Origin of the sequence: Catellatospora sp. NPDC049609 (assembly GCF_040675365.1) — a bacterium.
In the GTDB taxonomy this organism is placed as follows: Bacteria; Actinomycetota; Actinomycetes; order Mycobacteriales; family Micromonosporaceae; genus Catellatospora.
The window spans coordinates 1-14,331 of sequence record NZ_JBFAOU010000191.1; the positions used below are offsets into that span (position 1 = coordinate 1).

General features: G+C 72.2%; 10 protein-coding genes and 3 pseudogenes. All 13 read right to left on the reverse strand.

Annotation, left to right across the window (positions count from 1 at the left end; all coding sequences use genetic code 11):
* Window positions 1-148: 148 nt before the first annotated feature.
* Window positions 149-3,691 carry a DNA polymerase III subunit alpha gene (gene dnaE, locus AB0J67_RS33595; protein ID WP_363488489.1) on the reverse strand — a complete coding sequence of 1,181 codons (3,543 nt, stop codon included), beginning with the start codon at window positions 3,689-3,691 and terminating at the stop codon, window positions 149-151.
* A gap of 92 nt (window positions 3,692-3,783) precedes the next feature.
* Window positions 3,784-4,776, reverse strand: a pseudogene (locus AB0J67_RS33600) (AAA family ATPase); the annotation flags it as partial.
* A 299-nt stretch (window positions 4,777-5,075) separates the two neighbouring features.
* Window positions 5,076-6,083 (reverse strand): hypothetical protein, encoded by a 1,008-nt coding sequence (locus tag AB0J67_RS33605; RefSeq protein WP_363488491.1) that lies wholly within the window; start codon window positions 6,081-6,083, stop codon window positions 5,076-5,078.
* 88 nt (window positions 6,084-6,171) lie between these two features.
* Window positions 6,172-7,119 (reverse strand): RluA family pseudouridine synthase, encoded by a 948-nt coding sequence (locus AB0J67_RS33610; RefSeq protein WP_363488493.1) that lies wholly within the window; start codon window positions 7,117-7,119, stop codon window positions 6,172-6,174.
* Window positions 7,107-7,703, reverse strand: coding sequence for a signal peptidase II (gene lspA, locus AB0J67_RS33615; RefSeq protein ID WP_363488495.1), 597 nt, complete (start codon window positions 7,701-7,703; stop codon window positions 7,107-7,109). The genes AB0J67_RS33610 and lspA overlap by 13 nt, the downstream gene beginning before the upstream one ends.
* A 148-nt stretch (window positions 7,704-7,851) precedes the next feature.
* Window positions 7,852-8,286, reverse strand: coding sequence for a TraR/DksA C4-type zinc finger protein (locus AB0J67_RS33620; RefSeq protein WP_363488507.1), 435 nt, complete (start codon window positions 8,284-8,286; stop codon window positions 7,852-7,854).
* 583 nt (window positions 8,287-8,869) lie between these two features.
* Window positions 8,870-10,366 (reverse strand): potassium/proton antiporter, encoded by a 1,497-nt coding sequence (locus tag AB0J67_RS33625; RefSeq protein ID WP_363488497.1) that lies wholly within the window; start codon window positions 10,364-10,366, stop codon window positions 8,870-8,872.
* Window positions 10,363-10,683, reverse strand: coding sequence for a DUF167 domain-containing protein (locus tag AB0J67_RS33630; protein WP_363488499.1), 321 nt, complete (start codon window positions 10,681-10,683; stop codon window positions 10,363-10,365). The genes AB0J67_RS33625 and AB0J67_RS33630 overlap by 4 nt, the downstream gene beginning before the upstream one ends.
* Window positions 10,684-10,868: 185 nt before the next feature.
* A complete protein-coding gene (locus AB0J67_RS33635) occupies window positions 10,869-11,531 on the reverse strand; it encodes a hypothetical protein (RefSeq protein ID WP_363488501.1) in 663 nt (220 codons plus the stop codon).
* A gap of 287 nt (window positions 11,532-11,818) precedes the next feature.
* A pseudogene (locus tag AB0J67_RS33640) lies at window positions 11,819-12,681 on the reverse strand (DivIVA domain-containing protein).
* 55 nt (window positions 12,682-12,736) lie between these two features.
* Window positions 12,737-13,033 (reverse strand): YggT family protein, encoded by a 297-nt coding sequence (locus AB0J67_RS33645; protein ID WP_363488503.1) that lies wholly within the window; start codon window positions 13,031-13,033, stop codon window positions 12,737-12,739.
* Between the two features lie 29 nt (window positions 13,034-13,062).
* A complete protein-coding gene (sepF, locus tag AB0J67_RS33650; protein WP_363488505.1) occupies window positions 13,063-13,821 on the reverse strand; it encodes a cell division protein SepF in 759 nt (252 codons plus the stop codon).
* Between the two features lie 169 nt (window positions 13,822-13,990).
* Window positions 13,991-14,251: pseudogene (locus AB0J67_RS33655) on the reverse strand (alanine racemase); the annotation flags it as partial.
* Window positions 14,252-14,331 lie beyond the last annotated feature (80 nt).

Here is a 14,331-nt window from a genome sequence, read left to right on the forward strand (position 1 = left end):
CCCACGCCCCCCCTCTCCCCCCCGCCCCCCCCCGGCTGGGTCTCGGTCCGGGTTGTGCCTCTCACCACCCCCGCACCCCCCCCCACCCCCCCCCCCAAAACCGCGATCATGCCCGCGCACAAAGCCCCAGCCGGCGGAAGGGGCGCGCTCAGCCCGCGAGGGCGGTGGGGCCGAGCAGGGCCTTGAGGTCCGCCATGAGCGCGGGCACCGGTGCCACCCGCATCGGGCCCAGGCGGTAGGTCGACGTCTTCTGGCCGTTGACGATGCGCACGTGCACCTCGGCCCGGCCGGGGTGGGTGGACAGCACCTCGCGCAGGCGCTCGGCCAGCGGCGGGGTGACCCGGTTGGCGGGCAGTGCGAGCACCACCGGCTTGGCGTTGTCGTCGGTGACGGTGGTGTCGGGGATGGACATGTCCATCGCCATCATCCGCGCCTGGTCGTCGCGCCGGTCCACCCGGCCCTTGACCACGACGATCGCGTCCTCGGCGATGTACTGCCCGACCAGGTCGTACGTGTTCGGGAAGAACAGCACCTCGACCGCGCCGTCCAGGTCCTCCAGGGTCGCCGAGGCCCACGCCTTGCCCTGCTTGGTGATGCGCCGCTGCACGCCGGACAGGATGCCGGCCAGCGTGATCACGGAGCCGTCGGCGACCGAGCCCTCCTCGGCCAGCGCCGCGACCGACATGTCGGCGGCCTTGCTGAGCACGTGCTGCAGGCCGAACAGCGGGTGGTCGGAGACGTACAGGCCGAGCATCTCGCGCTCGAAGACCAGCAGGTCGGTCTTGTCCCACTCGCCGGCCGGGATGGGCGGGGTGACGATCATCCCGCCGCCGGCCGCGGCCTCGTCGCCGGCGCCGAACGCCGACCCGAACAGGTCGAACTGGCCGATGGCCTCGTTCTTCTTGACGCTCATGAACGAGTCGATGGCGTCGGCGTGCACCGCGAGCAGGCCCTTGCGGGGGTGGTCCATCGAGTCGAAGGCACCGGCCTTGATCAGCGACTCGACGGTGCGCTTGTTGCAGGCCACCGCGTCGACCTTGCGCAGGAAGTCGTAGAAGTCGGTGAAGGCGCCCTGCTCCTTGCGGGCCCGCACGATCGCCTCGACGACGTTGCCGCCGACGTTGCGCACCGCGGCCAGGCCGAAGCGGATGTCGTCGCCGACGGCGGTGAACCGGGCGGTGGACGCGTTGACGTCCGGCGGCAGCACCTTGATGCCCATGCGGCGGCACTCGGCCAGGTAGACCGCGGATTTGTCCTTGTCGTCGCCGACGGAGGTGAGCAGCGCGGCCATGTACTCGGCCGGGTAGTTGGCCTTGAGGTACGCCGTCCAGAAGGAGACCAGGCCGTAGCCGGCGGTGTGCGCCTTGTTGAAGGCGTAGTCGGAGAACGGGACCAGGATGTCCCACAGCGTCTTGATCGCCGCGTCGGAGTAGCCGTTGTTCTTCATGCCGTCGGAGAACGGCCCGTACTCCTTGTCGAGGATCTCCTTCTTCTTCTTGCCCATGGCGCGGCGCAGCAGGTCGGCCTGGCCGAGCGTATAGCCCGCCAGCTTCTGCGCGATCGCCATGACCTGCTCCTGGTACACGATCAGGCCGTACGTGTCGCCCAGGATCTGCGCCAGCGGCTCCTCCAGCTCGGGGTGGATCGGCACCACCGGCTTGCGGCCGTTCTTGCGGTCGGCGTAGTCGTTGTGCGCGTTGGCGCCCATCGGGCCGGGGCGGTAGAGCGCCAGCACCGCGGAGATGTCCTCGAACCCGTCGGGGATCATCGAGCGAAGCAGCGAGCGCATCGGGCCGCCGTCGAGCTGGAAGACGCCCAGCGTGTCGCCGCGGGCCAGCAGCTCGTAGGTCGGCTTGTCCTCCAGCGGCAGGTCTTCGAGCACGACGTCGATGCCCCGGTTGGACTTGATGCCCTCCAGGCAGTCGTCCATCACGGTGAGGTTGCGCAGGCCGAGGAAGTCCATCTTGAGCAGGCCGATGGACTCGCAGGCGCCCATGTCCCACTGGGTGATGATGGCGCCGTCCTGCTCGCGCTTCTGGATCGGCAGCACGTCCATCAGCGGCTCGCCGGACAGGATCACGCCGGCCGCGTGCACGCCCCACTGGCGCTTGAGGCCCTCGATGCCCTTGGCCGTGTCGACGACCTTCTTGGCGTCGGGGTCGGACTCGTACAGCGCCCGGAACTCGGCCGCCTCGGCGTAGCGCTGGTGGTTGGGGTCGAAGATGCCGGACAGCGGGATGTCCTTGCCCATGACCGCGGGCGGCATCGCCTTGGTGATCTTGTCGCCGACCGCGAACGGGTAGCCCAGCACCCGGGCCGCGTCCTTGATCGCGGCCTTGGCCTTGATGGTGCCGTACGTGATGATCTGCGCGACCCGCTCGTCGCCCCAGCGCTGGGTCGCGTAACGGATCATGTCACCGCGCCTGCGCTCGTCGAAGTCCATGTCGATGTCGGGCATCGAGACGCGGTCGGGGTTGAGGAACCGCTCGAACAGCAGGCCGTGCGACATCGGGTCCAGCTCGGTGATGCGCAGCGCGTACGCGATCAGCGCACCGGCCGCCGAGCCACGGCCCGGACCCACCCGGATGCCCTCCTGCCGCGCGTACGCGCACAGGTCGGCGGTGACCAGGAAGTAGCCCGGGAAGCCCATCTTGCAGATGACGTCGAGCTCGTAGTCGGCCTGGCGCAGCCGGTCCTCGGGCACCCCGTCGGGGAAGCGCTCGCGCAGGCCCCGGTGCACCTCGGCACGCAGCCACGACTCCTCGGTGTAGCCCTCGGGCACCGGGAACGACGGCATCAGGTTGCGGTGGGCGAAGACCGTCTTGTAGTCGCCGATCCGGTCGGCGATCTCCAGCGTGTTGTCGCAGGCGCCGGGGACCAGCTCGTCCCACTGCCGGCGCATCTCCTCGGCGGACTTGAGGTAGAAGTCGCGGGCGTCGAACTTGAACCGCTTCGGGTCGGCCATCGTCGAGCCGGACTGCACGCACAGCAGCACCTCGTGCGCGTCGGCGTCCTGCGCGTACGTGTAGTGCAGGTCGTTGGTGACCACGGGCTTGAGGTTCAGGTGCTTGCGCAGCCGGTCCAGGCCCTCGCGGGCGGCCTTCTCGATGCTGATGCCGTGGTCCATCAGCTCCAGGTAGAAGTTGTCCTTGCCGAAGATGTCCTGGAACTCGCCCGCCGCCGCCACGGCCTTCTCGAAGTTGCCGATGCGCAGCCAGGTCTGGATCTCGCCGGACGGGCAACCGGTGGTCGCGATGACGCCCTTGCCGTACTTGTGCAGCAGCTCGCGGTCGGCGCGCGGCTTGTAGAAGTAGCCGTCGAGGCTGGCCTGCGACTGCATGCGGAACAGGTTGCGCAGGCCCTCGGCGTCGGCGGCCAGCATCGTCATGTGGGTGTACGCACCACCGCCGGAGACGTCGTTCTCGCCGCCCTCGGCCCAGCGCACCCGGGTGCGCTCCTGGCGGGGCGTGTTCGGGGTGACGTAACTCTCCACGCCGATGATCGGCTTGATGCCCGCGGCCGTCGCCTGCTTGTAGAAGTCGTAGGCGCCGAACATGTTGCCGTGGTCGGTCATCGCCAGGGCGGGCATCTCGAGGCGGTTAGCCTCTTTGAACAGCTCCTTCAGCCGGGCCGCGCCGTCGAGCATCGAATACTCAGTGTGCACGTGAAGATGCACGAAAGAGTCGCCCACGGCGCACCCACCCCCAGTTCGTCGACGGTACCGCTCAGCCTAGTCCCGCGCTCCCCACGCGTTCCACCCGCCGCTCCCGCCGGTGCCGGTTGTCACCGGCCGAACGGGTCCAGCATCGCCGCGGCCGCGTGCAGCCACGCCCGCTTGGTGGTCGGCTGCAGCGCGCCGTGCTCGATCGACGAGCCGGTCTCCAGGGCCGGGTCGAAGGGCACCACGACCACGGCGCGGGTCCGTGTGGCGAAGTGCTTGCGGAAGTCCTCCAGCAGCGGCTGGTGCCCCGGCGTGGCACAGGACAGCAGCGTGACCGCGTTGTCGGCGAGCTGGCCCAGACCCACCTCGTGCAGCAGGTCGATCATCCAGTCGGCGGTGAACGCGGCGTCCTCGCGCGGCACCGTGGTGATCACCAGCTGGTCGGCGGCGCGGATCACGGTCTGCCAGTTGGCGCTCTCCACGTTGTTGCCGGTGTCCACGCAGACGACCTCGTGCGTACGCAGCAGCAGGTCCAGCACCCGGCGCACGGTGTGCTGGTCCAGGCGCTGGGCGAAGCGCGGGTTCTCCTCGCCGGCGAGCACGTCGTAGGAGCCGTCGGAGGCGTGCCGCAGGTAGTCGTCGAGCCGGTCCTTCAGCTCGTGACCGGAGGTGTTCTCGATCTCGATCAGGTCGGCCAGCAGGTGCCGGATGGTCCGGGCGTGCCGGGCGCTGCCGGCGCGCAGCCCGAGCGTGCCGCGCAGCTCGTTGTCGTCCCAGGCCAGCACGCCGCGCCCGCGCACGCTGCCGATGGTGGCCGCGGCCAGCACGGTGGCGGTGGTCTTGTGCACGCCGCCCTTCGGGTTGGCGAAGGCCAGCACCTTGGGCCCGCCCAGCTCCCGGCGCAGCACCGAGACGGCCTGCTCGACGTCGTCGGCGCGCGGCGCGGGCCGCCACTCCACCCGCCCGGCGGCGCCGCCGTATGCCGGACCGGCCGAGCCGCCGTAGGCCGGACCGGCCGGGGTGGCCGTGGCCGGGCCGGTCGGGTAGGGCCGGGGCTCGTCGCGCGGCGGGGCGGCGCGGGCACGGTCGAGCAGCAGCCGCCAGCGGGACGTCTGCTCGGCGGGCGTCAGCTCGCCGGGCCTGCCCCACCCGGTGGAGTCGTCTCCACGGTGGCCGTTGCGCTCCACGGTGTGCCGCCCTCCCCGCCCCTGCCTGAGTGACCGATGGCCAAACGCGGTGCCAGGCTACGCACCCCGACACCGGCTTGACCACCCTATGTGCTCAAGCACCCGCTCCTCCATACCCTGTCGGCCGATTGCCGCAACCGGAGGTGAGGAGGTCTTGCGTACGGGTCTTCCTGTGCTCAACGACACCGTTCGATAACCGGGTGCGACACCACCGGGCGATCCGCCGTTCAGCCCGCCGCGGGCCCGCTGGGCCCCGGTGCGCCCGCTTCGGCGCTCGGCGTGCCGGTGGCCTCCCCCGCGCCCGGCGCGGAGCCGGCCGGGGACGGTTCGGGATCCGGCGAGGCCGCGGCGCTGCCCGACGGGCGGGGCGCCGGCTCCGGCGACGGCCCGTCCGTGCCGCCCGGCCCGGCCGAGGGGCCGCCCGTCGGCTCCGCCGAGGCGCTGGGCCGCGCCGACGGCGTCGCCGAGGCGGACGGATCCACCTGGCCCACCTGCTCGGGCAGCGGGGGCAGGAACACGGCCCGGTCCAGCCGCTGCACCTCGGGCGCCGGGTCCACCGCGCGCACCTCGGGCCGGGACGCGATCTGGTCCAGCGCCGCCGGGGTGGCCCGCACCACGGCGGCGTACACGCAGGTGCAGCCGGCGCGGTAGGCCTCCGCCTCCGCCGCCGCGACACCGGAGTCGGCCAGGTACGTGTCGCGCAGCCGGTCCTCGGCCGCGTCGGCCGTGCGCAGCTTGGCGGCCAGGTCGCGGTAGTCGGCCGCATCCGCCGCGCGCCGCTGCGCCACCTGCCGCATGCCCGCCGTCACGTCGTCCGGGATCTTGAACGCGGGGAAGCGCACCGCCTGGGTCGGCGCCTGCTTGAGCGGCACCCGGGCGTACACCTCGACCACGGACACCCCGCCGAGCACCGGCGTCAGCCGCTCGGGCGCCAGGTAGGCCTTCAGGCTGACCAGGGCGTACGTCTCCACGGGGGTGGCCGCCGGGCGCTTGAGCAGCGTCGCCAGCTCCGAGCGCGCCTGCCGGGCGTACAGCGGCACCGACTGCCCCTGCACCACGCCGACCTGCACGGTCTCGCCGAGGGCCGCCTCGGTGCCCGCCGTGGTGCCGCGGTGCGCGGTCCACACCACGGCCAGCAGCGCACCGGTCACCCCGCACAGCGCGGCGCCGGTCAGCAGCCGCAGCCGCAGCCGGCCCCGCGCGACGCGGGCGAACCCCTGTGCCAGTCGTGGCACGACCACCTGATCCAGATGCCGCAACAGTCTTTGCGGGCGCATCCGGCGTTCCTCTCGTCCGGCCTCGCGCGGGGGGCGCGAGCGCGTGTCAGCCGGCCTCGCGCAGCAGCGAAAGCGCCTGCGCCAGGTCCGGTGGGTACTCGCTGACGAACCGGACTTCCTGTCCGGTGCCGGGGTGGATGAAACTGAGCTCCCGCGCGTGCAGCCACTGCCGGTGCAGGCCGAGGCGGGCGGCGAGGGTCGGATCGGCGCCGTAGGTCAGATCGCCTACGCAGGGGTGGCGCAGTGCGGAGAAGTGCACCCGGATCTGGTGGGTGCGCCCGGTCTCCAGCTTGATGTCGACGAGGCTGGCGGCGGGGAACGCCTCCAGCGTGTCGTAGTGGGTGATGCTGGGCTTGCCGCCCGACATCACCGCGAACTTCCAGTCGTGCGTCGGGTGCCGGTCGATGGGGGCGTCGACCGTGCCCCGCAGCGGGTCGAGGTGGCCCTGCACCACCGCGTGGTAGCGCTTGTCCACCTCCCGGTGCTTGAAGGCCCACTTGAGCGCGCTGTACGCCGACTCGCTCTTGGCGACCACCATGAGGCCGGTGGTGCCCACGTCGAGCCGGTGCACGACGCCCTGCCGCTCGGCCGCGCCGCTGGTGGCGACGGTCTGGCCCATCGCGGCGAGGCCGCCGATCACGGTGGGGCCGGTCCACCCGGGGCTCGGGTGGGCGGCCACGCCGACCGGCTTGTCGACCACGACGATGTCGTCGTCGCTGTGGATGATCCGCAGCCCGTCGACCCGCTCGGCGACCACCGCGGGGGCGGTGGGCGGGGCGGGCAGGGTCACCTCCAGCCAGCTGCCGCCGGACACCTTGTCGGACTTGCCCCGGGGCGTGCCGTCGACGAGCGCGTCGCCGGCCTCCACCAGCGTCGCCGCCGCCGTGCGGGACAGCCCGAACAGCCGGGAGACCGCCTGGTCCAGCCGCATCCCGTCCAGGCCGTCGGGCACCGGCAGGGAGCGGGTCTCGCCCCGCAGGCTCATGAGCCCCATGCCTGACGGGCGCGGTCGGTGGGGACGCCGGCCGAGGCGGCGTCGCGCGGGTCGGCGGCCGCGGGCAGCCGGTCGTCGGCCTCGCGGTCGGTCCCGGTGACGGTGTCGTCCTTCTTGTCGGACACGATCCGGGTGCCGTCGCGCTGGCGGCCGAGCAGCTCCAGCAGGATGGCCAGGCTCACGCCGCCGACCAGGGCCATGTCCGCCACGTTGAAGATCGGGAAGGCCTGCCCGTGCGGGTCGAACACGCTGATGAAGTCCACCACGTGCCCGTGGAACGGGGCCGGCGCCCGGAAGATGCGGTCGAGCAGGTTGCCCACCACCCCGCCGAGGACCATGCCCAGCGCGATCGCCCAGGGCAGCGAGCGCAGCTGGCGGGCCATGAACCCGATCCAGCACAGCACGCCGGTGGCGATGATCGGGAAGATGTAGGTGTGGTCGGCGAACAGGCTGAAGGCCGCGCCGCTGTTGCGGGTCAGCGACATGTAGACCGCGCCGCCCAGCAGCCGGATCGGCTCGTCCGGGTCGAGCTTGGTCGCCCACTCCTTGGTGACCAGGTCCAGCGCCAGGGCGGACACCGCCATCGCCGCGAAGATCCCGACGGCCCTGCCGCGGCTGATCCGACGTGGGGAGTGTTCCGGTTCCCGCTGCTCGCCCTGCTCCACCGACACACTCCCCAGTCGCGGGCGCCTTCGCGCCCTGATCGTTCACACCGCCGACCACCTTACGGTGTCAGCGGCGCTCCTCCAGCTGCTTGCACGTCACGCACAGTGTGGCCGACGGGAACGCGGCGAGCCGCTCCACCGGGATGGGGTTGCCGCACTTCTCACACCACCCGTAGCTTCCCTCATCGAGCCGCTCCAATGCGCGCTCCACCTGGGTGATCCGCTCCAGGATGTTGTTGGCGAGGGTGATCTCCTGCTCGCGCTCGAACGTCTTGGTGCCGGTGTCGGCCTGGTCGTCGCCGGCCGAGTCGGTGAGCCGGTCGCGCTGCAGCTCGGCGATCTCCACGAGGGTGTGGTCGTACTCCTCCTGCAGCTCGTCGCGGCGGGCGGTGAGCGCCTGCCGGATCTTCTCGGTCTCCGCGGCGCTGCGATCACCCTTCTTCGCCGTGGTGGCCTTGGCGGCCGTACGGCCGGCGGTCTTGGACTCGGCAGGTTTGACCATGGTCGCTCCCTCGGCCGCGGACGTGGCGGCGCTCGGCGTTGCCTGGGCAGGGGGATTCTCTTCCGCTCCGGCGGCGGGCCGCCGGGTGGCCGTGGTGGCGCGGGCCGACTTCTTCGCGTCGGCCGCGACCGCGGCGGGCTTGGCCGCCGTCTTCCGCTCCGTCGCGGCCGCCTTGGCGGTCGCGCGCTTGGCTGCGCTGGTCTCTGAGGTAGCCGTCACCGATTCCCCCTTCGCCGTGGCCGCCCCCGCGGCCACTGTCTTCACGGAGCGCTTCGGCGCCGCGGTGGTCTTCGCGGCGGCCTTCTTCGCCGCCGCTCCGGTCTTGCTCCCGCCTGCCCTCTCGGCCATGGCGTCCCCCAGATGCAAAACGGGCGCGCGGCTCACGCCGCGCACTCCAATAGGCTGGCAAGAATACGGAACGTATGGACGGTCCACAAACATGCCACGCGCTGCCTGTCATTTCACGACAGCGCGGCAGATCCGGCTCGGGCCGCCCACCCCGGCGCACGACCCGGTGGGCCGTCACGACGCCGCCGTCCCGGCCCACCCTTTTCAGTGAATTTGGCAAAAGGGACAATATCACCTAGTCGCCATGTTCCCGGCCGTCCTCCCCGAACCAGTGGGCCAGCCTGCCCCGCCGGCTGACCGCCCGCAGCCGCCGCTCCGCCTCGTCCCGGACCGCCTCGGTGGTGACGATCAGGAGGCTGTCGCCCATCCGCAGCCGGGTGTCGCGATCGGGCACGAACCCGGCGCCGCCCCGCAGCACCAGCGTCACCGACGCGCCCACCGGCAGCCGCAGCTCGTCCAGGTGCACCCCGGCCAGGCCCGAGCCCTCCGGCACCTCGATCTGGAGCAGTTCGGCGTGCATGCGCTCCAGGGGTGCCGTCTCCACCCGCAGCTCGGTCGCCTCGGTCGGCGCGGTCACCCGCAGCCATCGCGCCGCCTGGGGCAGCGTGCCCGCCTGCACCAGGGTGAACAGCACCACCAGCACGAAGACGATGTTGAACAGCACCTCCGCGCCCGCCATGCCCTGGGCCACCGGAATGGTCGCCAGCACGATCGGCACCGCACCGCGCAGGCCCGCCCAGGACAGGAACGCCTGGTCGCGCCATCCCACGCGGAACGGGGTCGCGCTGACCAGCACCGACAGCGGGCGCGCGGCGAAGGTCAGCAGCACGCCCACCAGCACCGCCGGGACCAGCGTCGCGAACAGGCCGGGCGGGGACACCAGCAGGCCGAGCAGGACGAACAGGCCGATTTGGGACAGCCAGGCCAGCCCGTCGGCGAAACCGAGGATCGCCTGGCGGTGCGGCAGTCGGGAGTTGCCCAGCACCACCCCGGCGGCGTACACGGCCAGGAAGCCGGAGGCGTGGGCGACGGCGCCACCGGCGTAGGCCAGCACGGTCAGCCCCACCGCGGCCAGCGGGTAGAGACCCGCCGCGGGCAGCGCGGCCCGGCGCAGCAGCTCCCGCCCCACCAGGCCGACCAGCAGGCCGATGACCGCGCCGGCCGCCAGCTCGTACGCGATGATCAGGGTCTCCTGCCACCACGGCCCCACCTCGCCGGGCGTGGACAGCAGGATCACCAGCAGCACCACCGGGGCGTCGTTGATGCCCGACTCCGCCTCCAGGGTGGCCACCAGCCGCGGGCGCAGCCGCAGCCGGCGCAGCGTGGAGAAGACCGCCGCCGCGTCCGTGGACGACAGCACCGCGCCGATCAGCGCCGAGGTGCGCCAGTCCCAGCCGAGCAGGAAGTGGCAGGAGACCGCGACCACGGCCACGCTGACCACCACGCCGACGGTGGCCAGGGTCGAGGCCAGGCCCAGCACCGGCCGCAGCATGGTCCACCGTGCGGTCAGGCCGCCCTCGGCGATGATCAGCACCAGGGCGCAGGTGCCCAGCATCCGGGTGACCTCGGCGTTGTCGAACCGCAGGCCGAACACCGAGCCCAGCAGCACGCCGAGGGCGAGGTAGACGAGCAGACTCGGCACGCCGAGGCGGGTCGACCAGCGCACCGCCGCCACGGCGACCAGCAGCACCGCGGCCCCGACCAGCAGGGCCACGTCCAGGTCGGCGATCAACGCGCCGCCTCGCGCAGCACGCTCAGGCGGGCGGCCAGGTCCGGCGGGGGCGAGGCGATGAGGAAGAGCTTGTCCCGGCTGGTCTGGCCGGTGCGCAGGGAGACGGCGGACGCGGGCAGGTCGAGCGCCTCGGCGAGTGCTTTGCGGGCGGCCTCGGTCGCGCGCCCGTCCACCGCGGGGGCCTGCACCGCGACGATCACGGCCGGGCCGTGCGGGCCGGGGTGGGCCCCGCCCACGCGCGTGCGTCCGGCGCCCGGTTTGACCCGGACCGCGACAACGGCGGGTTCCGTCACCGATGCCGACCGATCACGTGCCATAGCCCATTGTGCCGGACCGGCTCACGGGCCGTTACAGCGGGAGGCCGCACCACGCCGTCCCGACCTTTCTATAGACGTTGGCCTATCTGGATGACGATTTCGGGATCGAAGTCATCCAGATAGGCCAATGTCGATGTCGTGCCGTCCCGCCCGAGAAGATCAGCGGAGCACCCGACGGACGCCGGTCAGACCCGGCGTGCGTCGGCCAGCAGCGCGCTGTCCGGCTCGCACAGGCCGCACGGGCTGAACCCGAGGTCGACGGCCTCGGAGACCGGCAGCGGCTCGTACGGACGGCCCAGCAGGTGCACGCAGCCCGCCACGTGGTAGCGCGGGCGACCGTCGATGACCAGCACCTCGGCCGCCATCCGGGCGACCCGGGCCGCGTCGGCCGGGGACACCCGCTGCGCCACCGGCTCGTCCGGCGGGTCCTCGTCGTCGAAGTCGTCGGCCCGCCCGCCGGCGCCCTGCGCGGGCAGGACCACCTCGGTCTGCTGGTATCCGGAGGTCATCACTTCGGTGTCGGTGCGGGCGAGGGCCGGCTGGCGCACCGGCTCGTCGTCCCAGTCGTCCCGGTCCGGAACCCGGGGCGGCACCACAGCCCGGCCGCCGGCACGCCGGCCGACCGGTTCGTCATCCTCGTCACCGTCGAACTGCTCGTCCTCGTCATCGTCGAGGATCCCGGCCGCGGCCCTGGCCGCGGCGGCCTGGCGCGCGCCCACCACAAGGGCGACCGCGGCCAGCAGACTGGTGCCGATCGAACCGACGAGCAGACCGCTCGATCCGTCCGTGAGCCCCAGCACGAGCAGCACAACGGCGACGAGGATGAGCAGCAGACTTGCGACTATCACAGCTCACCCCCGCCGCGTCGGCTAGATCCAGGTGTCGAGGGGTTCGCAGGCCGGAACCAGGCGGTCGCCTGGGCGGCACGACAACGCGAACCCGTCGTCTCGCTCCGGCACGGGAGGGTCCCGCACCGGGGAACCCGGTGGCACGCGCCGGCAGGGTGCCGGCCCGGCGCCCGGGCTCTTCTTCCATCTGGTGCGACGGCAGCGACGAGGGGTGAGGCTGCCGCGGTGCTCTGCTGAGGGGCGTGCAGGTGCAGGTGGTGCGTGGTTGGTTCAGGTGTTGCCGGTGGTCACCGCCGCAGGGCGGCGTCCCGGCGGCCCGCATGGGCGGACCGCCAGGGGACGCGTCCTCGTGGCAGGTGACCGGCTCGCGTCAGCGGCCGTTGAAGGAGCCCGAGCCCGCCGCGGCCAGACCGCCGGAGCCCGCCGGGCGGTCCTCCCCGCGGCCGATCTCCGCCTCGAGGCTCTGCCCGCGACCCTCGAGGTCGCGCAGCTGGCTCTCCAGGTACGCCTTCAGGCGCGTGCGGTACTCCCGCTCGAACTGCTTGAGCGTGTCGATGTGCTGCTGCAGCGCGGTGCGCTTGGCGTCCAGGCCGCTGATGGCCTCCTGGTGGCGCTGGCGGGCGTCGCGCTCGAGCGCGTCGGCCTTGGCCCGCGCGTCGCGGGTGACCTCCTCGGCCTTCGACCGCGCCTCGGAGAGCACCTTGTCGGCCTCGCGGCGCGCGTCCGACACGTGGTCGTCGGCGGTGCGCTGGGCCATCATCAGCACGCGCAGCGCCTGCTGCTCGCCCTCGGGGCCGGACATCGCCGCCGCGGCCGCCATGCCGCCGCCGCGCAGCTGCTCCAGCTCGTTCTGCATGGCGCGGGCGGCCTGCTCGGCCGCGGACTTGTCGCGCTGCATGCGGTCGAGCTGCGCCTTCATCTCGTTGAGCTCGGCCGCCAGGCGCGGGTCGGGCCCGCCGGGGCCGACCGGGCGGCCACCGCCACCGCGCTCGACCTGCATGCGCAGCTCGCTGTTCTCTTCGATCAGACGGGCGAGTTCGCGCTCGACCTCATCGAGGAAGGCGTCGACCTCCTCCTCGTCATACCCCCGCTTGCCGATCGGAGGCTTTTTAAAGGCGACGTTGTGCACGTCGGCCGGGGTGAGCGGCATCGAAACTCCTCGGGTCAGTCGCGGCCGCGTTGAGGAACGGGTCAGCGGGTGGGGGTCACCCGCTGATCAGCCCCTCGACGATAAACATCAGCACGAAAAGGATAATCAACAGGACGATGGAGCTCAGGTCGATGCTCACGGTACCAATGCGCAACGGTGGGATCACACGCCTCAACGCTTTTAGAGGCGGATCAGTGACGCTCCACACCACTTCGAGCGCGGCAGCCGACCCCCGGGCCGGCTGCCAGCGCCTGCTGAAGGAGAGCACGTAGCCCATCACGAACCTGGCCAGAAGCACCAGGTAGAACACGTAGATCGCGAAGTAGGCGACCTGTAGGACAGGCGAAAACACGACAGTCGGCGTCCCTCGGTAGGGCTGGCTTACTGGTTGAGGTACCCACCCTCGGCGATCTTGGCCTTGTCCTCGGCAGTGACCTGGACATTGGCCGGTGAGAGCAGGAACACCCGGTTGGTGACGCGCTCGATCGTACCCCGCAACCCGAATGCGAGTCCCGCAGCGAAGTCAACCAGACGCTTGGCGTCCGCCTCGTCCATCTCCGTAAGGTTCATGATCACCGGCGTGCCGTCCCGGAACCGCTCCCCGATCTGCCGCGCCTCGTTGTACGTCGTGGGGTGCAGCGTGGTGATCTGCGGCCGCCGGTCGTCCTCGGCCGTGGCCGCCACCCGCTGCTGGGGCTGCACCTGGGGCGCGAGCGCCAGGTTGTCCCGCGTGGCGGTGGTGGTGGCCGACGCCGCCGGAGCGGCGGTCAGCGGACGGGTGATCGGGCGCACGGTGGCCCGCTCGGCCCGGGCCGCCTCCAGGCGTGCCTCCACGTTCAGCCGGGTCGCCTCCGCACGGGCCGACTCCCGCGCCGCCTCCAGGCGCGCCGAGCCGCTGCGGTCGACCGCCATCCGGGTGCGCGGCACCGCCGGCGCCTCGTCCAGGTCGTCCTCGTCCTCGAAGTCGTCGGTGTAGCGTCCACCGTCACGCGAGTAGCGGTCCTCCGCCCGGTCCCGGCGGCCCCCACGGTCGCGGTAACCGGAGGTGTAACCCTTGTCGTAGGCAGGGTCGTCGTACTCGTGCTCGTCATCGTCCTCGACCAGCCCGAGCCAGACACCCGCCTTCCGCAGTGCGCCCATTGCCGCGCCCCTCCGTCCGCCGTGCGGCACAAACCCCCGTGCCTGTGCCGCTCTCGCGCAGACACCAGCTCTCCATCAAAGCCCGCCACGAGGCCGGTGCCTGCCGCACCTACATCTTCACTCACGTGGGTTAACCACACTCGTGTAATTTCGGTGCCTCGCCGCCAGGCTACCGCAGGGGTGGTCGCATTCCGAGCAATGCGCTGCCGATACGCACATGTGTCGCGCCGCACGCCACGGCCTCGTCCAGGTCGTCGCTCATGCCCGCGGACACCACCGTCGCATCAGGATGTTCCGCCCGGACCAGCGCGGCGCACCGGGCCACTTCGGCGAAAGCCCGCTCAGGGGCCCAGTCCAGCGGCGCCACCGCCATCACGCCGCGCAGCCGCAGGCCCGGCGCCGCCGCGAGCGCCGCCGCGACGCGCAGCAGCGCACGGTCCGGGCCCCGGCCTTGAGCAGGGCCTCGACCTGCGCCCGCTGGGCGACGGTGACCTGCCGCTCCGCCCAGCC